Genomic DNA, 23,648 nt, shown 5'->3' on the forward strand with positions numbered 1-23,648 from the left:
CGGAGCAATTCGTGACTTTGCCGGGAAGGGCTCCCTTCCCGGCAAAATCACTGAGCGAGCAGTCGCAGGTTTTCGACGGCCTCAGGACAATGTTGCTCGGCAAGGAAGATGGCTCTGACCAATGTGTCCGGTGTGTCACCGAGGTCGTGACGTCGTTCGATGGCACCGGACAGGCCGAGCACATCGACTTCGCCGACCGGATCGCCCAGCGCCCGCGCGAGGTGTAGTGCCTCCTCAAGCATCGCGTGTGCGTTGTCCTCGTCAATTGTGTTGACGTGCAACTGGGCCAGACGGATCAGCGACCGCATTCTGGCGCGTGTGTCGCCGCGTGCTGTGGCGCGGTCGAGTCTGCGCCGGAGAATGCTGATTGCGGCGTCGGTGTTTTCGAGGCGCCTGCCAACAAGCAGGCTCACGTGGTCGAGAACTGCATCCTCGATGTCAGGCGCGTCTGCGACGACTGTGAGTGCCTCCGCATCGAGCAGCGTCTCGACGGCGAGCGCCACGTCTCCGACCGTTTGCGCGGCTCCCGCCAGATTGTCGAGCGCGTCCCAGAGGGCTGTCTGGTCACGTGAGGCCGCAGCGAAGTTGACAGCTGAGCGCAAGTGTTCGACGGCCTGCTCCGGGGAACTGGTCGTGGCGAGTTCCTGCTCGGCGATCGCGTGAGTGCGCCACAAGTCCAGGTCGGCGTCGGGCAACGCGGACAGTCGTTCGGAGGTGTGGCCGATGCCGCCGTCGTACTCGATCGCAGTGGCCAGAAGCCATGCGCGTAGCAGCGAGGCAGCGGTGATCACAGGATCCGTTGTCACTTCGGCGATTCCCGCCAGCGCGTGCACGCGGATCATCCGGTAGTCGTGGCAGGCGGCCAGGCGCGCGGCACGCTCGTAGTACTCCACGCTGAGATCGGCATTGCCCAGAATCGCGTGCACGTTAGCGATGTCGCACAAGGAGCGGGCCTCGTCGTGGTGGTTGGCCACTTCCCGGTCGAGTTCGGTGACCCGCTCGTAGTGGCTGATCGACTCGGCGTACCGGCCGAGCAGCCTGAGTGCGTCCGCGCATTCGCCGAACGCGTGGGCGAGCGCGCGTGGGTCGTCGAGTTCCGCAAGGATCTCCGCGCGGCGTTGCTGGTAGGTCAGCACACGTTCGTAGTCCTCGACAGCAAAGGCGCTCCGCCCGGCTTGGTCGAGTATCCGGACACACAGGCGAACACTGGTCCAGGATTCGTCGATCGCGGCGTCATGGCCCTGCCAGGCCTCGGCTGAGTTCTGCGCCCGTACGTCGAGGTCTGCCAGCGCCGAGAGTGACAGCGCTTTGGCGCGCTGGTCGTATATCTGATACGTCGCGTCCGGGAAACGCTTTTCTCCCACGGTTGTGATGGTCGCGGTGTCCGCTGTGACGAGGTCGAGCGCCTGCTGGTGGAAGGTGCGTGCCGTTGCCAGGTCGCCCGCCGCGGCCGCTGAATGGGCGAGGTCTGTTGCCGCCTGCCACCGGCGTTTCGTCCCGGCGGACGCGGCGAGATCCCGCCTGTGAAGCAGGGCCGAGCGGCTGTCGTCGAACCGGCCAGTGTCCCGATAGGACGCTCCCAGCAGCGTGAGGACTTCGTACAGCATCTGGTCGGCGTGGTTGGTCTGCACAATCTGTTGTGCCGCAGTCAGATCGGGCACGGCCGCGTCCGGACGGCCGAGGATGAAGTTGACGGATGCTCGCGCCAGCCGCACTTCGGCCAGGGACAGCTCGCCTGCCTCGCGCATCGCGTCGACCCAGCGGTCGGCGTGGTCCAGCGCGTGCCGGGCCATCCCGGCGTGTGCCCAGACTTCGAGCTGCAGGCGCAGGACCTCGGAACTGGCGAATGTGGCGCCGTCCTCGTCGATCAGGCGCCGGAGGACCTGCATGTCCTCCAGGGCGCCGCCGGGTTCCTCCCATGACAGGCGGGCCCGGCACCGATGGAGCCGGGTGGCGACCTCGTCTCTGTGGTGCGCGGTCTCGGCGAAAACCGTCAGCGCGGCGTCGAACAGCTTCTCCGCCTCGGACTGCCAGCCCAGTGCGGCATAAGCCGTTGCCAGACCGTCGAAGTCCTGTGCCCGCAGGATCGGTTCGGACTGGCTGCCCAGTCTGAGCGCCGACTCGAAGCATTCCACCGCGGGCACGAAATCGTCGCGGTCCAGCAGAACCGTCCCCAGGTTGCCGTAGAGCAGGCAGACATCACGCTCACGGCCAAGCCGTTGCGCTGCCCGGATCGCTGCTCGCGTCCAATCCTCGCGTTGATCGAGGGACGCCGACTCGATCGTGAGCATCCCGGTTGCGCCGCGCATGACCGTGCTCAGCTGGGCCGCGGCCGTGTCATTCTCGTCAGACTGGGATGCGAGCCAACGCAGTGCGTGTTCGACCTGCGGCCACATGCGTGCGGCGTCGTCCTGGGCCGGTCCGGCCAGCCCGAGCGTGTCGGATTGCTCCGCCAATTGCGTGAAGCGGGCCAGTTGCACTTCGGCGTGGGCGTGCCGGACGCGCTCATGAAGGCTCATCGAGCGCCTGGGAAAGCGAATCGGCGAACAGGGCCATCAACGCGTGCATCTGGTAGTCACCGTTCCCGGCTGGTTCGAGCAGGCCACGGTCGACCAGTACTCGCAGGCCGTCAAGGTCAGCGGTCAGGCTCATCGCACCCCACACACCCAGGATCTCCGCTATCGAGAACGTGGCCGGCTTGGGCGCGAACGCGCCAAGGCAGATGAACCGCAGCCGGTCAGCCGGGTCGAGGCTGCTCACGCTGCGATCGAGCACCGCGGCGACCGTGGCCGAGCTTTCCTCGGCCAGCCCCGCCAAATGCGCGGGCACGGACGCGCTGAACAACCGAAAGCCTTGTGTCACTTCAGCAAGCAACTCGTCCACCGGCAGCCCGCGGCCCGCTTCGGCAGCCAGCATGCGGCCCGCGACCTGCAGCGCGAGCGGCAGACCCTCCACCGCACGAGCCAAGTCACGCAGACCCTGCTCATGCGCGGAGGCGACCTGCGGCGCCAGTTGCGCGAGCAGCCGTATCGATGATTCCTCATCGAGGACTTCCAACCGGTACACCTGGTCGTGCGACGACGCCACCGCCTCGGCCACGGACTTGGCCCGCGTGGTGATGATCGTCGCGCAGTCCGCGCCACCGACGAGGAACGGCGCGGCGTGCGCGGGATCCCAGACATCGTCCACAACAAGCAACATCGCGCGGTCACGCAGAAGCGCGGACAACCGCGAGGACAGGTGCGGCACATCCAGATCGGGGTCCGGCTCCTCGTCAAGACTGCGCAGCCAGGCGATCAGTTCGGTCCGCACCCGATCGGTCTGCCCGATCCGCGCCCACAGCACGCCCCCGGGAAACGCACTCGCCAGCGCGGCGTCGTGAACCAGCGCCGCGGCCGTCGTCGTCTTACCGACACCCGGCCACCCGCGAACAGCGGTGACGACCTGCAGACGCTGCCGGTCACCGCCCGTCAGCCGTTCCCGCAACTGCTCGAGATCCCCACCCCGGCCGACAAACGACTGCGGCGGCGGAGGCGCCATACCGACAATTCGAGGCGTGCTGGCCCGGCCGTCCTGCCGTTCCAGATGATTGACAACAAGCAAGTTGAACAACGGACTGCCGGCCTTGCCGGCCTCCACGCGAATCTGCTCGGCAACCGCGGCGCTCATCGCGCTGAGCAGGGCAGGGAGATCAATGCCCACCGTGGCCGAGTCCATACCCTGGGCGTCGAAACTCGCCAGCAGCTCCGGCAACGGCGGTTCGGTCCGGGCCAGGGCCGAATCCACGAGCGCCTTCGCCACAGCCGGATCAGCGAAGAACCGGCCCAGCAAGGTCTCCAGATGCATCACCATGATCGCGGCCTGCTCCCCGGCCCCGCGCAACTGTGCGGCCAGCGACGCCTTCAACGCCTCTTCCAGCACCTTCCGCAAGACCCGCTCCTCAGCAGGCCCGAACGCGGCCGCCGCAAGCCGCGGCCCCAGCAACTGCCCAGCAAGCCGACCCGCCGCCCCGGCGATCGTCACCACAAGTTCAGCCATGCACGCTCCACCCTCGGACTGTCCCTTGTAATCGCCGCGCCCGCCAATAGCGTTGCTCCGACGTCAAGGTCCGGGTGTTTCGGCTGCTGGGTCAGGGCGCGAGTGCGTGGACGGCGTTGAGGATCATCGCTGTCACGGCTTCAGGCTGCGAGACGCTGAGGGCGTGGGATGCGCCGGATATTTCGCGGGTTGCCTTGGCACTGGCGCGGTTTGCCATGAAGCGGTGGAGGGCGACCGGGATGTTGAGGTCCGCGTCGCTGAAGACGAACCACGACGGGATCGATCGCCAGGCCGGTGTGTTCGTCGGAAGCCCTGTAGTGAGGGCGATTTCTGTGACGGGCCGCTGGGAGGCACTCATCACGGCGGCCTCGGTGCGGGGGACGTCGGCGGCGAACTGGTGGTGGAATGCGTCGGGGCGGATGGCGAACTCGTTGCCGCCGTTGGTGATCGGGTACGCCGTCAGTGCCTCGCCGAGGGTGCCTCCGGGGAATTTGTTCGACAGTTCGAGCGCGGACTCGCCCTGGTCCGGCGCGAACGCGCAGACGTAGACGAGGCTGGTCACCTTGTCGCTCGTGGCGGCGGCCTCGGTGATCACCATGCCGCCGTAGGAGTGGCCGACGAGCACTACGGGTGTGTCGATCGCGGCGAGTACGTCCCGGACGTAGGCGGCGTCGCCGGGCAGGCTGCGTAGCGGGTTGGCGACCGCGACGACGTTGAGGGAGCGGTCGTGCAGTCGCTCGATGACGCCGGACCAGCTCGCGGATTCGGCGAAGGCGCCGTGGACGAGGACAACGGTCGGTTTCATGGTCGTTCTCTTCTCGTAAGTCGGCGAAGTGTCTTGTGGAGGAAGACAGCGCGGCGCTCGGGTTTTGTGACGCGATGGCACGTTTCGCCCGGTCCGTCACAGACCGCAGGGCGTCCTGGTCCTAGCTGGAGCCGCCACACCGTCCTGGAACGAGGCCCCCATGACTGCTTTCTCGAAGGCCCACGCGCTCAACGTCGTCCGTCGTGTGTACGGACCTGACCGGGCCGAATCCCTCGCAGAGCGCCTGCCCGACCGGATCGACCTGCACAACGCCGCGCACGCCAAACTGCTGTCCGAGCTCGGACTGACCGCGGACGACCTGTTCAATGCGCTCGGTGCTGAGCTGTGAGCTGCCGGCGGCTGGACTGAGCACGGGCATCATCAGCCAGCAGGCGTTCGAAGTGCGCCACGGTGCCGGCCTGCGCGGCGTTGAGGAAGGCTGTCATCAACCGGTCGCGGGCAGCCGGGTGGACAGGCTCGTGCCGTGGCCCGGCGAGATGCACGCGGGCTCGTCGCCCAAGTTGACGCGCGTTGGCCACGCTTATCCGGAGTGTCTCGGCAATGTCGCGGAACGGGTAGTCGAACGCCTCGCGGAGCACGAAGACGGCGCGTTCGGTCGGGGACAGGCGCTGGAGCAGGAGCAGAACGGCCTGCTCGACGTCTGCTGACCGTTCGGTCGCCTGTGTCGGGTCCTCGGGGGAGAGGACCTGGCCCGGCAGCCAGCGATCCACGAGAACCTCGCGGCGGACGCGGGCCGAGCCCAGGACGTTGAGCGTGACCCGGGTCGTGATCTTGACGAGGAACGCGACCCGGTCGCGTACCAGTGTCCGGTCCACGCCCTGCCAGCGCAGCCAGACGTCCTGGACGACGTCCTCGGCGTCGGCGGCCCGGCCGAGCATCTGGTACGCGATCCCGAACAGGCGCGGACGAACGCTCTGGAAGTCCGCCGCGTCCGCGTCCGGCGACGGGCGAGGTGACTTTGACGCGTTGCTGACGTTCGTCAAACGCATGAGGATTGTCCTCTTCGTCGTGGCTGGGTGGGGCACTACCACCGTCGCGCCAGCGCGGGTCCTGCCGCGCCCGGGTAAATCCCTGGGCCTGCGCGGCCAGGGACACGTGCCCGCCCGTGATCACCGACACGGATCACCCGGGCACCGGGTGCTTCTAAGATCGGAAGCCGGGCGGCCCGCGTTGACCGGAGTCGGGCTGCCGCGACCCGCGCGGTGGTGGTGGATGTCGAGCAGCGACCCTCGTCGGCTGCGTGGCAGGCACGGCGAGTGTGCGGCGCTGGATCAGTTGCTGGCGGACACCAAGACTGGTCAGAGCCAGGTACTGGTGCTGCGCGGCGAGGCGGGAATCGGCAAGTCCGCGTTGGTAGAATACCTGGTGGCCGGCGCGGCGGGCTGCCGGATCGCACGGGCCGCCGGTGTCGAGTCCGAGATGGAGTTGGCGTTCGCCGGGTTGCACCAGCTGTGCGCGCCGCTGATGGGGTATCTGAGCCGGCTTCCGGACCCGCAGCGGGACGCGTTGACCATCGCGTTCGGCCTGAGTACGGGCAGCCCGCCGGACCGTTTCCTGGTCGGGCTGGCGGTGCTCAGCCTGCTGGCCGAGGCGGCTGACGAGCAGCCGCTGGTGTGCGTGGTGGACGACGCTCAGTGGCTTGACCGGGTCTCCGCACAGACGCTGGCCTTCGTCGCGCGCCGGCTTTTCGCCGAACGGGTGGCGCTGGTGTTCGCGGTACGCACCCAGACGGTCGACGACCAGCTGGCTGGATTGCGCGAGCTCGAGATTCAGGGGCTGCGCGACGACGATGCACGTGCGCTGCTGGGCTCGGTGGTCCTGGGACGAGTCGACGAGCACGTCCGGGACCGGATCGTCGCCGAGGCCCGTGGTAACCCGCTGGCTCTGCTGGAGTTGCCGCAGGGGTGGACGGCAGCGGAGCTGGCCGGTGGGTTCGGGCACCCGGACACGCGGCCGCTGGCGAGTCGGATCGAGCAGAGCTTTCTTCGCCGTATCGCGTCGCTTCCGGTTGCGACACAACGGCTTCTGCTGGTGGCGGCCGCCGAGCCGGTGGGGGATCTGTGGTTGTTGCGGCGGGTGGCCGAGCGGCTTGACATAGGCGCCGACGCCGCGTCGGAGGCCGAGGCGGCGGGGCTGATCGAGTTCGGTGCGCGGGTGCGGTTTCGCCACCCGCTGGTGCGCTCAGCGGCTTATCGCGCGGCAGACGCCGGAGAACGCCGGGACGTGCATCGTGCGCTGGCCGCGGCGACCGATCCGGAATCCGACCCGGATCGCCGAGCCTGGCATCGCGCCCACGCGGCGGTCGAACCGGACGAAGCCGTCGCCGACGAACTGGCGCGTTCAGCCGACCGCGCCCAGGCCCGCGGCGGTATCGCGGCGGCGGCCGCGTTCCTGCGGCGTGCGACCGGGCTGACGCCTGATCCGGTCAGACGCGGAGCGAGAGCGATGGCCGCGGCGCAGGCCACGTTCGAGGCCGGGGCCCCCGACGCGGCACTTGAGCTGCTCGCCGCGGCGGAGATGGGCCCGTTGGACGAGCTTCAGCGTGGGCGGATGGCGCGGCTGCGTGGCCAGATCGTGTTCGCGCGCAGGCGCGGTGGCGAGGCTCTGCCGATGCTGCTCGACGCGGCCAACCGGCTGGAGCACCTCGACGACGGACAAGCGCGTGAGGCGTACCTCGAAGCAATCGGATCAGCGGTTTTCGGAGGCCGCCTCAACGGAAACGGCGGCGTGCGGGAGGTGGCTGAGGCCGCCCGCGCCGCACCGCAAGGACCGCGACCACCACGCCTGGCCGACGCGCTTCTCGATGGCCTGGCGGCGCGGTTCGCCGAGGGATACGTCGGAGGCGCTTCGCTCTTGAAGTGCGCTCTGCGGGACGCCGGAGACAACGAAGACGACAGCATGCGGTGGCTCTGGCTCACATGGCTGGCCGCAGGCGACATGTGGGACGACGAGGCGTGGCATGAACTGGCCACACGCGCGGTCCGGACGGCTCGCGAGACCGGCGCGCTCAACTTCCTTCCGCTGGCCCTCGTCTACCGGGCCGCCGTACACGTGCATGCCGGGGAGTTCGACCTGGCCCTGACGCTGATCGAGGAGTCCGAGGCGATCACGGAGGCGATCGGCAACTCGCACCTCGGATACGGCACGTTGCTGCTCATCGCCTGGCGGGGCGGGGATGACCAGGAGCCCGGCTCTGTCGCCGGACGGCTCCGTGACATCCTGCCGGTCACGGCAACCGGGACGTCCGGCAAGGTGGGTGCGTCGGGGCTGATGCAGTCCGGTGCACGGTGGGCGAGCTCCTGGGGCGAGGGGCGAGCGATCGGTCTGGGCAACTACCTGAACGCGTTGCTGTACAACGGCCGCAGCCAGTACCAGGCCGCCCTTGTGTGCGCGGAAAAGGCGTGCGAGCACGACGATCTGGGTGTCTTCGGGTTCGCGCTCGCCGAGCTGGTCGAGGCGGGCACCCGCAGTGACGCTCCCGAGGCGGCTGCGGCTGCCCTGGGACAACTGGAGGAACGAGCCACCGCCAGTGGCACGGACTGGGCCCTCGGGGTGCTGGCCAGGTCGAGAGCGCTGCTCAGCGACGGCCAGGCCGCCGACCTGCTGTACCGCGAGGCCATCGAGCGCCTTTCGCGCTGCCGGATCGCCGTTGACCTCGCCCGCACTCACCTGGTGTACGGCGAATGGCTGCGTCGCGAGAACCGGCGCGTCGACGCACGCGAGCAACTGCGAACCGCCTACGAGATGCTGCACCGGTTCGGCGCCAACGCCTTCGCCGAGCGGGCTCGACGCGAACTCCTGGCCATCGGCGAGCCGGTACGCCAACGCGCGGCCGAGACACGCGATGGCCTTACCGCGCAGGAGACCCAGATCGCCCGGCTCGCCGGCGACGGGATGACCAACTCCGAGATCGGCGCCGAGCTTTTCATCAGCCCCCGTACCGTCGAATGGCACCTGCGCAAGGTGTTCACCAAGCTCGACGTCAACTCGCGCAGGGAACTCCGCGGAGCGCTGGCCTCTCACTGACAGTGTCACAACGCGATGCCCAGTCCTGTCCTCGTTGTGACCCATTCGAGCGGGACAGGAGCGAGAGATGCGAGAGAGAAACGCGCCAGTGGTCGTAGGCATCGACGGGTCGTCGTCGGCGCTCGACGCCGCCCGGTGGGCAGCACGCGAGGCCACGCGCCGTGGCGCCCCACTGCACTTGATCAGCGCATTCGGCTGGTCCGGGACACGGCATCTCGGCGACCCGGGACTCGGCAACTACCACGAGACGATGTTGCGAACCACCTGGGAAGCTGTCTCGATGGCCGCCAAGGCGGCTGCGGAGGCCGCCGGGGGTGTCGAGATCTCCGAACTCGTCAACAACGGCTTCCCGGTACCGTTGCTGGTCACCGAGTCGCGCCAGGCCGGACTGATCGTGATCGGTGACCGTGGCCTTGGCGGTTTCACCTCCCTGCTGGTCGGTTCGGTCGCGGTCGGACTGGCCGCCCGCGCGGAATGCCCGGTCGTCGTCGTGCGCGGTGAACGACCGCTTGATACCGGCCCGGTTGTGGTTGGCATCGACGGCTCACCGGTCAGCGAGGCCGCACTGGCATTCGCCTTCGATGCGGCGGATTCGCGCAATGTGCCCTTGATCGCGGTACATGCCTGGACCGACAGCGTGTTCGACGCTGCCGTGGCGCCCCTGCTGGACTGGGACGCCATCGAGACCGAAGAACGCCGGCTGCTCGCCGAGCGCCTCGCGGGGTGGAGCGAGAAGTATCCCGACGTCGCGGTCCAGCGTGTGGTCGTACGGGACCGGCCCGCTCACGCGCTGATCGGGCAGGCAGCCCACGCCCAGCTCGTGGTTGTCGGATCACACGGCCGGGGCAGCGCGGCCGGACTCGTGCTCGGCTCCGTCAGCCACGCTGTGCTGCACCATTCACCGTGCCCGGTCGCATTCGTCCGCCCCGAACCGTCGTGAATCCGTGCCAGGTGTGACGACCAGTATCTCGTGTCACAACGAAGCGGCCTGTCCTGTCTCACGGGTGACCCGAGTGAACAGAGGTGAGGGCCATCAGCATCCGCATCCGGATGAGCGCGCGTTCGATCGAAGAGCCGAATCGTGTCTCGAGCCAGCTGGAGTTGTTGTTCGACCTGACCTTCGTGGTCGCGGTGGCCAGTGCCGTCAGCCGGTTGGCGCACGCGGTCGAGGCCGGTCACGCGTCGTCCGGCGTCCTGCTGTTCCTGGAGGTGTTCTTCGCGATCTGGTGGGCGTGGATGAACTTCACATGGTTCGCGTCCTCATACGACACCGACGACGTCGCCTACCGCTTGATGACCATGGTCCAGATGGCGGGCGTGCTCATCCTCGCCGCCGGGGTGCCCGCGGCCGCTGACGAAGGCAATTTCCGGACGGTGACGCTGGGCTACATCGTCATGCGGATCGCACTGGTCGGGCAGTGGGTGCGAGCGGCGATCGAGGACCCGACAGGCCGACGTACCGCGCTGCGATACGCGGCGGGTTTCTCCGTCCTGCAGGTCGGCTGGCTGGCGCGGCTGGTGCTGGCGGAATCCGGTGTTCTCGCCGGCAGCGGGCCGCTGCTGTTTTCCTTCGTCGTTCTCGCCGTGTTCGAGCTCGCGGTGCCGCGCTGGGCCGAGCGGACCAGCCCGACGAACTGGCATCCCCATCACATCGCCGAGCGGTACAACCTGTTCACGATCATCCTCTTCGGCGAGACCCTGCTCGCGGCGTCGACGGGTGTCGGTACCGCGGTGCGGGACGGGTGGACGTGGTCGCTGATCATCGTCGCGGGATCCGGGCTCGTTCTGATGTTCGCGCTGTGGTGGCTGTACTCCCTCGAACCGGGCGGCGAGGCACTGGCCGCCCTGCGAGACCGTTCGTACCAGTGGGGTTACGGCCATTTCGGACTGTTCGCCGCGCTGGCGGCTCTCGGCGCGGGCCTCGAAGTCGCCGTCGCACAGAGCGGGCACCACGCGGGAGTCTCGCCGGCCACAGCCAGTTACGCGGTAGCCATCCCGGTCGCCGGATTCCTGATACTCCTGTGGGCGGTCCACGCACCGTTCATCCGGCGGTCGGTTGTCCGGCACATCGGCCCGCTTCTCGGTGCCGTAGCCGTCATGCTCTCGCCTCAGGCGGTACCAGCCGTGGGGACGGCCGGTACCGTGGCCCTGATCGCGGTGGTCTGTGTCGTGGTCACCGCGTTGACCATCGCGTCCCGCCAACGGCGGGAACTGGAACTGAAGGCGTGAGCCCTATTCGTGGAACCCGATCTGCCGGTGGGTTCCGTCGCACAACGGTTTGTTCGACGAGTGCCCGCAACGGCACAGCGTCATCCGGTTGCGGGCCTCGACCGGCTGCCCGTCGCTGCGTTCGACGGGAACCCGGCCGGTGACCCAGAGGGCGCTGGCGAGACCGTTCTCCTCCTCCAGGACCGATATCGCCGGCTGAAGGTCCGCCTCGATGGTCTCGGTGTCCCGGCTGAGGCTGTAGGCGTACGAACCGGACGGGCAGTGGTCGATCAGGCCCATGATGTGCGATCGGACATCGGGATCACCGGAGTCGTCGAGCATCTTGGCGATCGGCCGGGTGCGGCCGATGCAGAACGCGGCGTGGATGCAGAGTTCGCCGACCCGGTGTGCCGAGATGCCCTCCCCGTCGTGGATGTGCTGAAGTTCGGCGTACGGACGCATGTTCGGCGCTTCGGTGCCGTCGAAAGGCTTTCCTTCCGAGTCCGGGCGGGCATGGCTTCCATCGCAGAACGGCTTGGCGCCGGACCGTCCACACCGGCACAGGGCGTACGTCTCCTCGGTGGGAATGTCCTCATGGGTCTGCCACGTCAGCGACTGACCCTCCTCGGACACGATCTTCTTCTTGCGGCGCAGCGGAATCTGCCCATACACCAGGTACGGGCCATTCTCCAGCAACGTGATTCGCCGGGAGTTCCCCGTGCTCCAATGCCTGCGCTCCGGCGGCACGTACTCGAAGGTCGGGCCCGCGTTGGTCTGTCCGTCACCCGTCGGCATCGACATGAGAGCCTTTGCCTGCGCTCGCAAGGCATACATCATTCCTGTGGCCACGCGCATCAGCGACGGGCTGCCGTTGAATGCCCTTTCCAGCAGATGCAGCAGCGTACTGTAGGTGTGGTTGAATTCCTCCTGGGCAACGCGTATCGCGCTGTCGTGCGGGTAGTCCGTGATCCTTGGGTTGTGCCGCATGGGAAGAACGCCGTCGAAGTCGACCGTGATCTGCTCGCCGGTCGGCCCGGACTGCGGTGTGTCACCGGTACGGTACCGGCGGCCGAGCCGAAGTTCCTGGAAACGGTAGTAGTGCGCGACTTCCTCGCGTTCGGGGTGGAAGACGTCGTGGTCGCCGTCCCACACGTCCGTGCGCGCGGCCCCTTCGCCCTGCTCGATGATCTCCGCCAAAGCGGCCATCGCGGACTTGAGATCGTGCACGGCGATGACCTGGCCACCACCGCCCCTGAGGTGGAACGCGCCGATCTGCCGTTCCGGGTCGCCGCAGAAGACCTCGGCCTCGCCAAGTTCGGTGCACAGCCTCCCAATCCCGGCCTCGATCGCCGCGTAGAACTGCCCGATCGTCTGGTACTGGTCGGATTGCGGCGGCGCGTCGGCCGACGCGGGTTGTTCGATCCGCAGGAACAGGTCAAGGGCCTGCGGCCCGAACGGCGCCAGGTGAACCTCCACGGACCGATCGCCGTGGGGGAGCGGATGCGGATACGCCGGCAGAAGCCGTGGCGTGTCGAGCTCAGGCCGCCCTCCCACGGCGTTCAGCAGGTTCGCGGCAAGTGCCAGATGCAGCATCTCCTCGGCGAGAACACTGCCGACCACATGCACAGCCTCCCCGTTGCGTTCCGGATCCAGTGAGTAAAGTGCACACATGTAAGGCGGAATGGTCGCGTGCTCAAGCTCGATCGCCCACTGCAGGTGGCGGCGGAGATCGTCGAGCGTGTCGATCGCGTGCGTGCCAGTGGTGTCCATGTCGTTCTTCGGATCCCCTTGCTTGGACGATGTCGGTGTCGGGACGACAGCTCAGACCGGACAACGCCTCGGTTTGTGACACGCCATAGATTTTCGGCAGTTCACCCACACGTGTGGAGCTCCGGCTGCCACGGGCTGTCGTGACGACCCTGTGGACCAGGGGATAGGCGTGCGTTCACAGGCCATTTGGGCAGCTGAGTGTCTTTGACCGGCACCAGGGTTCGCGATACCTTCGAAATCGGGACTGGGGACCCGATTTTGGGGGATCGACGTCGTGGGGGGATGTCGCTATGAGCTATCTGGATCTGCCGCGCGTGATCTTCGACGGGGACTTCCAGGCGGATGTGTCCACGGTCAACAACGACGTGCGGAACTTCGATATCGACACGTTCGACCCGGGGAGCGCCGATCGGGCGTGGAACCCGACTGGCAGTGCGGCGTTCCGGCTGCTGAACTGCCGGGTGCGGGACGCGCCCGGTGAACGGGAAGAGGCTGGGGCGAAAGAGGATCCGGTGCTCACCGCGGTGATCGCGGGATCCGTCGACCGGGTGTCGGCCAAGATCGTCGACCTTGATCCGCAGTGGCAGCTGTCGTCGGCGTTGTGGGGCCTGCGCGTGGAGCTGCGGGCGGACGAGAACCTGATCCTGGCCGGTGATTTCGAGCCGGCCTCGTTCCGCGACATCTGGTTCCCGCCGGTGTTCGGCACCCAGCGCCCCAGACCCACCGCGCGTTTCCAGTCGGTGCTGCACAACATCGTGTGGGCCCGGCCCGGGGTGTCCCGGATCGCCGACCGGTTGCGGGAGGCGTCCACCGGCGGCAAGTTGTCGATCCGCCTGATGACCTTCGCCTTCAACGGCAACGTCAGCTCGCCGCGTTTCACCATCGGTTCGGTCGTCGGCGCCATCGGGCCGTACCGCCCGGACGAACCGCACACCTTCGTCACCGGGCGCCGGTTCGCCCCGATCGTCGACCAGAACGGGACGAACTCAGCCGGCGTCAACTACTTCGACGGTGTCGTCCGTTCCGGCAAACAGCTTGTCGTCGACCTCGCGAACGCGCTGCCGATCCTGGACGACAAGGGGACTGTCGTCGATCAGGGTGAACTCCGTTTCGGCGTGCTGCCGGACTCCGCGACCGACCAGGGGGCCACTGTCGTCGAGGGCGTGGGGTTCACCGCGCTCGGCGATCCACTGCCGTATCGCGATCCCGGATGGCTGCTGGACACCGGTGGAATCGCCACCATCGCCATCCCGCCGCGGGTCGACATCGCCGCCCGGCCGTTGGCGCTGTTGCGGGCCAACGCCGCCGATCACACGGTCGTGGTCAGGGAAACGCTGGACGGGTGGCTGGTGCGCGCCGACAAGCACATCCACCGCGCCGAATCCGGTGACACACTCAAGACTCGGGTGCACGTGGCCCGGTTCGGCCGTCCCGCCCCACGGGCCGAGGTGACGCCATTGCTGCTGGGACCGGCCAAAGTGGGCCCGCTGCCGCCGACGGGCACGCCTGCGACCGCCTTCACAGCGGAGCGCCCTGAGCGCACCGACGCGGACGGTCAGACGACCCTGCGGGTTCGGTGCTCGGATCCGGGCACCCCACGCGGCTACATCGACGGGCAGATCTACCAGATGGTGCTGGGCATCCGTGGCGTCGACGTGGACAGGCTGCGGCACAACCCGTTGGAGCCGATCACCGCGCTGGTCTTCGACGACTACGAGATCCCGGCCGGCCCGACCTGGCTGGACGACGTACAGCCGATCTTCAAGCAGTACGCCAACCTGTACCCGATCATGAGCGAACGCCTGATCCGGCTGGACGACTACGAGGCAGTGCGTGAGCATCGGGCGATCCTGCAGTTCGCCTTCTCGCGCGACATCGGCGATCCCAACGCGATGCCGGTCACCCGCGATCTGTCCCGTGCCAAGCGCCGGATGATCCTCAACTGGCTGGCGTTGCCCGATCTCCCGGTCGGCACAGGCCGTCCACGACCTGTATCCAAACCGGACACAAGAGTCGCCGAGGCCGTCGAGGACGACACAGTCGACCCGACCGACTCCAAAGGACAGTTCGCCCGCGCCTACCTTCGTTCCGCCGGGGCAATCGAAAGGACCGAGCCGTGATCGAGATCGAGAAGTCGTACCTCGACGCGGTACGAGCAGCGACCACCCCGCGGGATCTGCACAAGTCGCTGCAGGCCGCCGTCGTCCTGGAACTGGCGACCATACCGCCGTACCTGACGGCGTACTACAGCCTGAAGCCCGGCGAGAACGACGACGTCGCCGACCTCGTCCGGTCGGTTGTCATCGAGGAGATGCTGCACCTGACGATCGCGGCCAACGTGCTCAACGCCGTCGGCGGATGTCCGGTGTTCGACAGCCGCGAGGTGGTCCTGGACTACCCGGCCCCGCTGCCGATGGGCACCGTGAGCGGCCTGAAGGTCCACATCGGACCTATGTCCATCGGCCAGACCGAGCTGTTCATGGCGATCGAGCAGCCCGAGGATCCCATCGCCGACCGGCCCGGTGACGACGTGGTCACCATCGGTGACTTCTACGCCGCGATCATCGAGAAGATCAAGGAGTTCGGCGAGCCCGCCTTCGCCACGCCGTCCGCGCCGCAGGTCACCGCGCCATGGTTCGGGTCAAGGCAGCTGTTCGCCGTCACGGATGTCGCCTCCGCCACCAGGGCGCTCGGCGTCGTCGTCGAACAGGGCGAGGGCACCACCTCAAGCCCCGAGGACGGCGACGGTGAGGGTGAACTCGCTCACTACTACCGGTTCGCCGAGATCAAACACGGCCGTCGGCTGGTGCCTGATCCCAGCGCGCCGGAAGGTTTCTCCTACACCGGCGATCCGGTCGTGTTCACCCCGTCCGGCGTCCATCCGATGATCACGGACCCGAAAACCGCGTTCTACCCGCCCGGGACGACCGCGGGACGGCTCACCGAACAGTTCGGCCGGACCTTCCGTCACCTCCTGGTCGCCCTGCAGAAGACCTTCTCCGGGCGCCCGTCGGCCCTCAACGCGGCCATGGGAATCATGTACGAACTGCGCCTGCAGGTCATCGCCATGACCAAGACGCCCGACCCCAGACCCGAGCACGCCGACAAGTGCGTCACACCTTGCTGGACGTACGGCAGCCTCGGTAGTTGAGGAATCAATTAAGGGGGTGGTGCGTTACACAGGGCATGAAGAAGATCGGTTTCCTGTCCTTCGGGCACTGGTCGGACAGCGCGTACTCGCAGACGAGGACGGCGTCGGACACGTTGCTGCAGTCCATCGACCTGGCTGTGGCCGCGGAGGAACTGGGTGCGGACGGCGCCTACTTCCGGGTGCACCACTTCGCCAGGCAGCTCGGGTCGCCGTTCCCGCTGCTGGCCGCGATCGGGGCGAAGACCGAACGCATCGAGATCGGCACCGGCGTGATCGACATGCGGTACGAGAACCCGATGTACATGGCCGAGGACGCCGGCGCGGCGGACCTCATCGCCGGCGGCAGGCTGCAGCTCGGCATCTCCCGGGGATCACCCGAGCAGGTGATCGACGGCTGGCGGTACTTCGGCTACCAGCCGAGCGAGGGCGACACCGACGCCGACATGGCCCGCAAGCACGCCGAGGTGCTGCTGACGGTGCTGCAAGGCAAAGGGTTCGCCCAGCCCAACCCACGTCCCATGTTCGCCAACCCGCCTGGGCTGCTGCGTGTCGAACCTCACTCGCCAGGGCTGCGCGACCGGATCTGGTGGGGTGCGGGATCCAACGGCACCGCGGTGTGGGCAGCAGAGCAGGGCATGCACCTGATGAGCTCGACCCTGAAGAACGACGAGGGCGGCGCGCCGTTCCACGTCCAGCAGGCCGAGCAGATCCGGGCGTTCCGCAAGGCCTGGGGAGAGGCCGGCTGGCAGCACGAGCCTCGCGTGTCGGTGTCGCGCAGCATCTTCGCGCTCACCACCGAACAGGACCACCAGTACTTCGGCGGTGACGCCAAGAGCACCGACCAGGTCGGCTACATCGACGCCGACACCAGGGCGATCTTCGGCCGCTCCTACGCCGCCGAGCCCGACGCACTGGTGACGCAACTGGCCGAGGACGAGGCAATCGCCGAGGCCGACACACTCCTGCTCACAGTGCCCAACCAACTCGGCGTCGACTACAACGCCCACCTGATCGAGAACATCCTCACCCACGTCGCCCCCGAACTCGGCTGGCGCTGAGCACAGCCCGGCCCCGCCGACCGGGGCCGGGCAGCCCTAGATCGCGGTCTTGTCGAGGGTGCCGTTGACGTAGAGCGTGTCGCCTGTGCGCAGGTCGTCGTCCTTGAGTGGCGGAAGGTCGTTGGCGGCGAACAGGTCTCGGATGGTGATCGCGTTCAGCGCCCAGCCGCGGTCGGTCAGATAGGGAGCGGCTTCGTTGCGCTCACCGAAATATCGCAGCCTCGCCATGTCGGTGTCGAAACCGTGCGTCCGCCAGCGTTCGGACATGCTGTGCAGGCGTTGTTTCGTCTTGTCCTCGTCACCCGGTCGCGGAGTGGGCCTGCTCTCGGTGGCCACCCGGCTGCCCGGCGCGCTGAGCCCGGTGAGGGTGTCCAGCAGGCGGTCCTGCGCCTCGGGCGGCAGGTAGCCCAGCAGGCCTTCGGCGCTCCATGCGGTCGGCAAGGCCGGATCGAATCCGGCGGTCCGCAGTGCGGCGGGCCAATCGTCGCGCAGATCGACCGCGGCCACTCTCCGGTCGGCGGTGGGCACAGCCCCTAACTCGGCCAGCGTGCGGGTCTTGAATTCGATGACCTGCGGCTGGTCGACCTCGTACACCACGGTCCCGGATGGCCAGGGCAGCCGGTACGCGCGGGAATCCAGCCCTGAAGCCAGAATCACGGCCTGCCTGACACCCGCGTTCGTCGCGTCGAGGAAGAACTCGTCGTAGAACTTGGTACGTACCTTGGCAACGTCGATCCACACCTGCTCGACCAAGTCGCCGGGGGACATCTCCCCGGTCGCCAGCCGAGTAAGAAGATCGATGCCGACCGCCCGGACAAGCGGTTCGGCGAACGGGTCATCGATCAGCGAACGATCCGCGCGGGTCGCAATCGCCCGGGCCGCCGCAGCCGCGGTGGCGGTCGCTCCGACGCTGGACGCCAGGTCCCAGGTGTCTCCGTCATACCTGGCGGAAGCCATACGCCGCCCTGCCTTTCTTAGGACTCGTGCGGGGTGAGCAGGACAATCGGGATTACACGGTCAGTCTTCTGTGCGTACTCGTCGTAGAGCGGGAAAATGCGCGCCATCTGGGCCCAGAGAGGCCCGCGCTCAGCCGGAGACGCGACACGGGCGCGGGCGGTGAACCGGCGGGTGCCGACCTGCACCCCGACGCTCGGGTCCACCTGGAGGTTCTTGAACCACGCTGGATCGTCATCGTCGCCACCCTTGGAGGCCACGACGACGAAGTCGTCCCCCGAGGTGCCGTAGATCAGGCACGTGCGACGCGGCACACCGGTCTTGCGCCCGGTCGTGGCAAGCACAAGCGTGTACACACCGTTCGACTCGTGTCCTTCAGTTCCGCCCGAGGCCAGATACGCACGGGTCTGCTCAGCGACCCAGTCCACTGCGAGTCGGTAGCGCGGTCGAGATCATCGGCAACAGCCATGGCTGCGATCCTTTCAGGCCCGGAAGGCATTGGTCGCGCGACCCTCGTGCCCCTGGGACGCAGCCAGCATCACGTTCTCGACATCCGTAGCCAAAAGCCGCAGGGCAGGCCCAGACCGGACCTGCCCTGCGTGCTGCCTCAGTGCCCGTGACAGAGACCTGGGGATGTGCCTGTGCGCGCAAGATTTTGTGCCTGGCCGCGCCACAAGCTAGAGCTGCGCGATGCTTGTGCTGATTTTGGGTTTCCAGGGCCAGTTCGCGGCGTTGTCCGGCGTCCGCAGGCCGCGTTCCCAGACCTCGCGGGCCTCGGCCGCGTCTCCTGAGCCGAGCAGGGCACGGCCGTAGTAGTAGAGCTCGCGGGCGAGTTCTTCCTGGTGTGGCGGGGCTTCTGCCAGCAGGGCTTCGAAGAGGGCGATCGACTCGGCCCAGTCGCCGGTGATAGCGGCTGCGCGGGCGCGGTGCTTCTGGACGATGTCGTGGCGGCCGGTCTGCTGGATCCAGGAATCCTCTGCCAGCACCCGTAGCTGGGTGGCAATCAGCTCGGTGTTCTCCGTCCACAGCGCCAGATCCAGCAAGTAGCCCTGCACGGCCATCAGCCAGCGCGCCACATGCGGACCGGCGACGTCCGGGTCGCTGAAGTAGGCGGACGCTTCCTCGACCGTGGCGAGGTATTCCTCAGCCGGCACTGATCCGTTGAGCAGGCCGACGCGTGCGTTGACGAGCCGGGAGATGTAGGCACTGGTTCGTTCGCCGGCTTCCTCAGCGGCTTCTATCGAGCGCCGGAACCAGTCGCGTGCCTGTTCCGTGTCGCCGTACAGGAAGTCCAGGTAACCGAGTTCGTAACACAGGGTTGAGCGTTGTTTGGCCGATGTCACGCTGGTGATGTCCTCGCCGGACACCGCCTGGACGAGGATCCGGCGGGCTTCGTCGAGGTCGCCGGCGCGCCGCAACCGGGTCGCCTGGCCTTGCGAGAAGGCGATGAGCGCGGCGGCCCGGCTGGTTGTGTTCTCAATGGACTGTTCGAGGTAGGCGGGATCGCTCAACCGGTTGAGCACCCGCTCGTTGAGCTCAGCCGCGTCACGCCGGTAGCTCACGACTGCCTGCAGCGTGTCCGCGACGTTCGGCACGCCTTCGTTCACCAGCTGTGCCAAGGTTTTGGTCAGTCCGGCGGCGAGTTCGGCGTTGTCGGGCAGCGCGGCGTTCGCGGCGACGTAGTCGAGCAGCATCGCGTCCACGCCGATCTTGTGCGCCTTGGCGACCCCGAACTCCGGCGCGCTCAGCAAACCGGTCAGCGGTCCGGTGGACCCGGCGGCGACCAGGTGTGTGACGGTGTGGGTGAGCGCGTACTCGTCCTCACAGGCCGACCACGCGGCACCGTGCTCGTCGATCAGGCGCTCCGCGATTCGCTGGTGACTCTCTTCGGCGTCCACGAACCAATCATCCCGGTTTCGCCGCGGGTCGGCGAGGAATTCGGCCACGGTCAGGTGGTACAGCCGGATGCCGTTCTGGTCCTCGATCAGGAACTGCTCGAGATCGGTCAATGCCTCGGCGAGGTCCGGACGCTCCAGATCGGCCAGGAGCAACAGGTGCCGCTCGCTCAGCGGCGCCTGGGCCACGGCCAGGACCGCGAGCAGCGGGCGGTAGACGTATTTCCACGCCCGCGTCCATGCCCGGCCTTCGCGTTGCCGGACGGCATCCCGGACCAGGGTGAGAAAGTACTCGTAGATCCCGTCCAGGCCGGTGGGCAGCACGGAGAGGTCCGTCAGCGCCGCGATCCGGGTTTCGTCGCCGTCGTTGACCGCGTCCCGCAGTCCCCGTGCCCATAACACCAGGTAGAGGAAGCTGCCGCGGGCGTGTTCGGCGAGGCGCCGGGTGCTCATCCGCCGGACACCCGCGAGAGCGGGGTCGTCGAGCACGCTTTCGGCGTACACGATCAGGTCGGCGGTGACCTCGGCGGCCGACGGCTCGATCGTCTCTTCCCGTAACCGGTCGGCCTGGGCGAGCCGGAATCGGTGCAGCAGTTGCCGGTCGGGACGGCAGGACACCACGATCCGCAGGTTGGCGGGCAATTCGGGGCACTCGGCCAGCCATTGGAGGATGTCGCCACGGCCGGCGAACTGGTACCGGAGCTCGTCCACGGCGTCGATGAGCACGACCACCAGCCCGGTCGGATCCTGGGCGGCGAGCCGGATCGCGGGCTCCAGCAGCGCGAGGTTCTGCAGGGTGCCCAGGTCGTTGAGGCGAGGGTCGACGATCATCCGCTCGATCTCGAACCCGACCACTGTGCCCTCGACGTGGTCCGCCTGTTGCTCCACCTGCACAGCGGTGCGCTGGAACGGCGAGATGTGCAGAACGCCGACGCGCACGCCCACAACGTGACCCCCGGCCGCCACCTGGCCGACGGTCTGCTCGACCTGGACATCGAGGTCGGCACGCATCATGTCCGGTCGCAGCACGGCCAGCTGATGCCCGATGCTCAGCAGCAACGAGGACGCGTCGCCACTGGCCAGCGGATGGCTGCTCAACCGGCGAAGGAAGTAACGCGGCGACAACGCGTGCCGCCTGGACAACCACGCGAGGAACGCGCTCTTGCCGGTCCCCGGCCCGCCCGAGAGCAGCACGAACCGGCAGTCCGGGTCGGCGAAGTGTTGCTCGACCCGGCTGACCAGCCACTCACGTTCGACAAAACCCGGCCCGAGGTACTGGGCGATCAGTGGTTCGTAGAGCAGATCGGCCGAGGTCAACCGAGGGGTCACGGCTCGCCGATGCGGTCGATGTCGACGCCGATCAACCGGCCGCCTTCCTGCACCTCGTCGGCTTTCGCACCACCGTGCACCGTCCCGCTCGTGACGGACTTGGCGCGAACGGCAGCCGCGTAACCGGCGACCGTGGTGACGTCGACCCGGCCTTCGACCAGCGGCCCGGAGGCCTCACGCTGCTCGCCGCGGAACGTGATCCGCTGGTGGTAGACGGCTTCCAGGATCTGCCGGACGGCGTCCGCGGTCGCCAGAAGCTGCGGGTCCTGCGGGTCGACCGGCTTGAGGTCGTCGGCGTACTCGTTGAGCTCACGCCGCAGCTCCAGCAGGTCCGGTGCGAGCCGTTCCAACGCCTCCGCGTCCACTTCGAGTGGCTGCTTGAGCTCGCCCTCCAGCTGCGGGGTCTCGACCGGCTCGGCGGCCTTCTTGGCGTCCTTGCGCTCGCGGCGCCGTTTGAGCAGCTCAGTGGCCTGCCCATAAAGGAACTTGATGCCCTCCGAAAGCGCGACACCGCCCAGTACGCCCAGGGTCAACGGGTCCGGCACAGATCACCTCGTTTCGGTCGCTCCCAAAGTACCCACGGACAAGGGGAGCAGGGCCCGGTTTCGCCAAAGACGATCTCAGGCATTGCTGCGGTCACGAGTGCCGATTTCGCTCATCGTGGCCAACCACGCTCCGGTAAGCATCAACACGGCGCCGAGACCCTGCGTCGGCGTGATCGACTCGTCGAGCAGCAGCCACGAGGACGTCAACCCGAGCACCGGGACCAGGAACATCATCGACGACGCCGTGGCAGGGCCAACCTGTCCCACGGCGTGGTAGTACATGACATATGCCAGCGCGGTCGGCAAAGCCGCGAGATACAGCTGGTTGAGCCAGAACCCGGTACCGAGCCCAGACCACACGACGTCGTCGAACGCCGGGATCGCCATTACGCCCAGAGCGAGCGCGCCCGCAGTCGTCGCGTAGGTCGTGACGGTGAACGCGGGCAGGCGGCGAAGCACAGGCGCGCCGCACATCGTGTACGCCGCCCAGCACGCGGCCGCCCCGAGGAACAGCAGGTCACCCGTCAAACGGTCGTGACCGCCAGCCGGGATGCCCACGAAGAACACCGTCGCCCCGGCCACGGCTGCCCCGAGCCCCGCAAGCTTGCGCGTGGACAACCGACGGCGGCCAAGCAGAGCCGTGACCGCGACGGTGATGACAGGCGCGCTCACCGGCACGATCACGCTCCCGTCCGCCGACGGCGCGAGCGACAACGCGAGGAAGAAGAACGTGTTGTAGCCGAACATCCCGAGCATTCCCAGACCGGCGACAGTGCCGAGATCCCGCGGCGTGAGCCGGGCCCGGCCACGCGCGGCATGCACCAACAGCAGGATAACCGCACCCAGCCCGAACCGGAAGAAGGCCGCGACCTCATGCGGGATCTCGTGGACAGCGATCTTCGACGAAGCGAACGCGCTTGCCCAGAACACCATGACCAGCACCAACATTGAATACGTACGCACAGGTCAGGATGGTGGTCCCGGCCGGCGGCGGCGGTCTTGAACGCTCGTGCGCGCACAATGGACGAGTGGAGTGGGTGCGTTACCGGCGACTGCCGGACAGACCAGTCGAGACCATGCACGCCCATTTCGAGCAGCACACGTACCACGTGCACTCGCACGAGAGCTATTCGTTCGGGCTGACAGACTTCGGCGCGCAGGCCTTCGGATGCCGAGGCGAGTCCCGGACCAGCTCGGCAGGCATGATCATGGCCTTCAACCCCGACGAGCCCCACGACGGCCGCGCCGCCGCAGAGCAGGGATTCACCTACCGAATCGTCCACATAGGCCCATCTCTGATCACGGACGTACTCTCCGACAGAGCCGGGCGGGTCACCGGAATGCCGTTGTTCGCCGACCCCGTGCTGCACGACCCCGTACTCGCGCAGGCATTGGGGCGTCTCTACAACAGCCTCGGCGACTCAGCGACAACCCTGGCCAGGGATGAGGCACTGGCTTCGGCTGTGTCCGCGCTTGTCCAGCGTGCCGCCCACAGTGCTCCCGTCGCTATGGAGCCTTCTCCGGGCGGTTCCATTGTCGCCGCACGACGAGTCCGGGAGCTCATTCAAGAGTCCTATTTGGATTCCTTTGGCGCTGATGAACTTGCCGTGGCGACCGGTTGCAGCCGATTCGCGCTCTACCGGGCCTTCAAGGCCGCCTATGGCATGTCGCCAAGCGACTATCAGCGGATGCTCCGAGTGCGCGAGGCCCGCCGCCTGATCGCCGCCGGACATCCCGTGGCCTCCGCGGCAACATTGGCCGGTTTCGCCGACCAGGCCCACCTGACCCGCTGGTTCCGCCGCACCTACGGAATCACTCCAGGCACGTTCTCCACCGCCGGCAGGTGAC

General features: G+C 67.6%; 18 protein-coding genes. 8 read left to right on the plus strand and 10 right to left on the minus strand.

Going from position 1 to position 23,648, the window contains the following annotated elements; all coding sequences use genetic code 11:
* Positions 1 to 47: 47 nt before the first annotated feature.
* The 3 genes from JOF56_RS34620 to JOF56_RS34630 all read right to left on the minus strand — a co-directional run bounded on the left by JOF56_RS34620 (position 48) and on the right by JOF56_RS34630 (position 4,843).
* Entirely contained in the window at positions 48 to 2,519 is a 2,472-nt protein-coding gene (locus JOF56_RS34620; RefSeq protein ID WP_209643651.1) for a tetratricopeptide repeat protein, read from the minus strand.
* Entirely contained in the window at positions 2,506 to 4,038 is a 1,533-nt protein-coding gene (locus JOF56_RS34625) for an NB-ARC domain-containing protein (RefSeq protein WP_209643652.1), read from the minus strand. Before JOF56_RS34625 ends, JOF56_RS34620 begins: the two co-directional genes overlap by 14 nt.
* Before the next feature lie 91 nt (positions 4,039 to 4,129).
* Entirely contained in the window at positions 4,130 to 4,843 is a 714-nt protein-coding gene (locus JOF56_RS34630) for an alpha/beta fold hydrolase (RefSeq protein ID WP_209643653.1), read from the minus strand.
* A 160-nt stretch (positions 4,844 to 5,003) separates the two neighbouring features.
* Here JOF56_RS34630 and JOF56_RS34635 point away from each other — a divergent pair, with 160 nt between their 5' ends.
* Complete coding sequence (locus JOF56_RS34635) at positions 5,004 to 5,192, plus strand: hypothetical protein (protein WP_209643654.1); 189 nt, start codon at positions 5,004 to 5,006, stop codon at positions 5,190 to 5,192.
* Here the strand turns inward: JOF56_RS34635 and JOF56_RS34640 are convergent.
* Positions 5,167 to 5,853, minus strand: coding sequence for a sigma-70 family RNA polymerase sigma factor (locus tag JOF56_RS34640; RefSeq protein ID WP_209643655.1), 687 nt, complete (start codon positions 5,851 to 5,853; stop codon positions 5,167 to 5,169). The genes JOF56_RS34635 and JOF56_RS34640 overlap by 26 nt on opposite strands.
* 223 nt (positions 5,854 to 6,076) lie before the next feature.
* Between JOF56_RS34640 and JOF56_RS34645 the strand changes: the two genes are divergently transcribed.
* The 3 genes from JOF56_RS34645 to JOF56_RS34655 all read left to right on the plus strand — a co-directional run bounded on the left by JOF56_RS34645 (position 6,077) and on the right by JOF56_RS34655 (position 11,119).
* Positions 6,077 to 8,890, plus strand: coding sequence for a helix-turn-helix transcriptional regulator (locus tag JOF56_RS34645; RefSeq protein WP_209643656.1), 2,814 nt, complete (start codon positions 6,077 to 6,079; stop codon positions 8,888 to 8,890).
* A gap of 67 nt (positions 8,891 to 8,957) precedes the next feature.
* Positions 8,958 to 9,830, plus strand: a complete 873-nt coding sequence (locus JOF56_RS34650; protein ID WP_209643657.1) for a universal stress protein — start codon at positions 8,958 to 8,960, stop codon at positions 9,828 to 9,830.
* 110 nt (positions 9,831 to 9,940) lie between these two features.
* Positions 9,941 to 11,119 (plus strand): low temperature requirement protein A, encoded by a 1,179-nt coding sequence (locus JOF56_RS34655; protein WP_209643658.1) that lies wholly within the window; start codon positions 9,941 to 9,943, stop codon positions 11,117 to 11,119.
* 3 nt (positions 11,120 to 11,122) lie between these two features.
* Here JOF56_RS34655 and JOF56_RS34660 read toward each other — a convergent pair whose 3' ends face one another.
* On the minus strand, positions 11,123 to 12,868 hold the full coding sequence (locus JOF56_RS34660) for a ferritin-like domain-containing protein (RefSeq protein ID WP_209643659.1): 1,746 nt from the start codon (positions 12,866 to 12,868) through the stop codon (positions 11,123 to 11,125).
* Between the two features lie 290 nt (positions 12,869 to 13,158).
* Between JOF56_RS34660 and JOF56_RS34665 the strand changes: the two genes are divergently transcribed.
* From JOF56_RS34665 to JOF56_RS34675, 3 genes are read left to right on the plus strand one after another with little or no spacing between them, the layout of a single operon-like run.
* The gene (locus tag JOF56_RS34665; RefSeq protein WP_209643660.1) at positions 13,159 to 14,988 is read left to right on the plus strand and encodes a hypothetical protein; all 1,830 of its coding nucleotides are present in this window, start codon (positions 13,159 to 13,161) and stop codon (positions 14,986 to 14,988) included.
* The gene (locus tag JOF56_RS34670; RefSeq protein WP_209643661.1) at positions 14,985 to 16,019 is read left to right on the plus strand and encodes a ferritin-like domain-containing protein; all 1,035 of its coding nucleotides are present in this window, start codon (positions 14,985 to 14,987) and stop codon (positions 16,017 to 16,019) included. The genes JOF56_RS34665 and JOF56_RS34670 overlap by 4 nt, the downstream gene beginning before the upstream one ends.
* Before the next feature lie 35 nt (positions 16,020 to 16,054).
* On the plus strand, positions 16,055 to 17,077 hold the full coding sequence (locus tag JOF56_RS34675) for an LLM class flavin-dependent oxidoreductase (protein ID WP_209643662.1): 1,023 nt from the start codon (positions 16,055 to 16,057) through the stop codon (positions 17,075 to 17,077).
* Between the two features lie 36 nt (positions 17,078 to 17,113).
* Here JOF56_RS34675 and JOF56_RS34680 read toward each other — a convergent pair whose 3' ends face one another.
* The 5 genes from JOF56_RS34680 to JOF56_RS34700 all read right to left on the minus strand — a co-directional run bounded on the left by JOF56_RS34680 (position 17,114) and on the right by JOF56_RS34700 (position 22,763).
* Positions 17,114 to 18,034 carry an SAM-dependent methyltransferase gene (locus JOF56_RS34680; protein ID WP_209643663.1) on the minus strand — a complete coding sequence of 307 codons (921 nt, stop codon included), beginning with the start codon at positions 18,032 to 18,034 and terminating at the stop codon, positions 17,114 to 17,116.
* Between the two features lie 17 nt (positions 18,035 to 18,051).
* Positions 18,052 to 18,459: a nitroreductase family deazaflavin-dependent oxidoreductase gene (locus tag JOF56_RS34685; protein ID WP_307855386.1), complete on the minus strand. Its 408-nt coding sequence runs from the start codon at positions 18,457 to 18,459 to the stop codon at positions 18,052 to 18,054.
* A gap of 249 nt (positions 18,460 to 18,708) precedes the next feature.
* Complete coding sequence (locus tag JOF56_RS34690; RefSeq protein WP_209643664.1) at positions 18,709 to 21,255, minus strand: BRCT domain-containing protein; 2,547 nt, start codon at positions 21,253 to 21,255, stop codon at positions 18,709 to 18,711.
* Complete coding sequence (locus JOF56_RS34695) at positions 21,252 to 21,800, minus strand: hypothetical protein (protein ID WP_209643665.1); 549 nt, start codon at positions 21,798 to 21,800, stop codon at positions 21,252 to 21,254. Before JOF56_RS34695 ends, JOF56_RS34690 begins: the two co-directional genes overlap by 4 nt.
* Before the next feature lie 75 nt (positions 21,801 to 21,875).
* Positions 21,876 to 22,763, minus strand: a complete 888-nt coding sequence (locus JOF56_RS34700) for a DMT family transporter (protein ID WP_209643666.1) — start codon at positions 22,761 to 22,763, stop codon at positions 21,876 to 21,878.
* A gap of 65 nt (positions 22,764 to 22,828) precedes the next feature.
* On the opposite strand from JOF56_RS34700, the gene JOF56_RS34705 reads away from it, so the two are divergent.
* Positions 22,829 to 23,647 carry an AraC family transcriptional regulator gene (locus JOF56_RS34705; RefSeq protein WP_307855387.1) on the plus strand — a complete coding sequence of 273 codons (819 nt, stop codon included), beginning with the start codon at positions 22,829 to 22,831 and terminating at the stop codon, positions 23,645 to 23,647.
* Position 23,648: the final 1 nt, after the last annotated feature.

This window comes from Kibdelosporangium banguiense, from assembly GCF_017876405.1.
Taxonomy (GTDB): domain Bacteria; phylum Actinomycetota; class Actinomycetes; order Mycobacteriales; family Pseudonocardiaceae; genus Kibdelosporangium; species Kibdelosporangium banguiense.

Coding starts and splice junctions, on each gene's coding strand:
- JOF56_RS34635 (WP_209643654.1), top strand. CDS start 5,004: ATGACTGCTTTCTCGAAGGCCCACGCGCTCAACGTCGTCCGTCGTGTG.
- JOF56_RS34640 (WP_209643655.1), bottom strand. CDS start 5,853: ATGCGTTTGACGAACGTCAGCAACGCGTCAAAGTCACCTCGCCCGTCG.
- JOF56_RS34655 (WP_209643658.1), top strand. CDS start 9,941: ATGAGCGCGCGTTCGATCGAAGAGCCGAATCGTGTCTCGAGCCAGCTG.
- JOF56_RS34665 (WP_209643660.1), top strand. CDS start 13,159: ATGAGCTATCTGGATCTGCCGCGCGTGATCTTCGACGGGGACTTCCAG.
- JOF56_RS34620 (WP_209643651.1), bottom strand. CDS start 2,519: ATGAGCCTTCATGAGCGCGTCCGGCACGCCCACGCCGAAGTGCAACTG.
- JOF56_RS34645 (WP_209643656.1), top strand. CDS start 6,077: ATGTCGAGCAGCGACCCTCGTCGGCTGCGTGGCAGGCACGGCGAGTGT.
- JOF56_RS34675 (WP_209643662.1), top strand. CDS start 16,055: ATGAAGAAGATCGGTTTCCTGTCCTTCGGGCACTGGTCGGACAGCGCG.
- JOF56_RS34625 (WP_209643652.1), bottom strand. CDS start 4,038: ATGGCTGAACTTGTGGTGACGATCGCCGGGGCGGCGGGTCGGCTTGCT.
- JOF56_RS34660 (WP_209643659.1), bottom strand. CDS start 12,868: ATGGACACCACTGGCACGCACGCGATCGACACGCTCGACGATCTCCGC.
- JOF56_RS34630 (WP_209643653.1), bottom strand. CDS start 4,843: ATGAAACCGACCGTTGTCCTCGTCCACGGCGCCTTCGCCGAATCCGCG.
- JOF56_RS34650 (WP_209643657.1), top strand. CDS start 8,958: ATGCGAGAGAGAAACGCGCCAGTGGTCGTAGGCATCGACGGGTCGTCG.
- JOF56_RS34680 (WP_209643663.1), bottom strand. CDS start 18,034: ATGGCTTCCGCCAGGTATGACGGAGACACCTGGGACCTGGCGTCCAGC.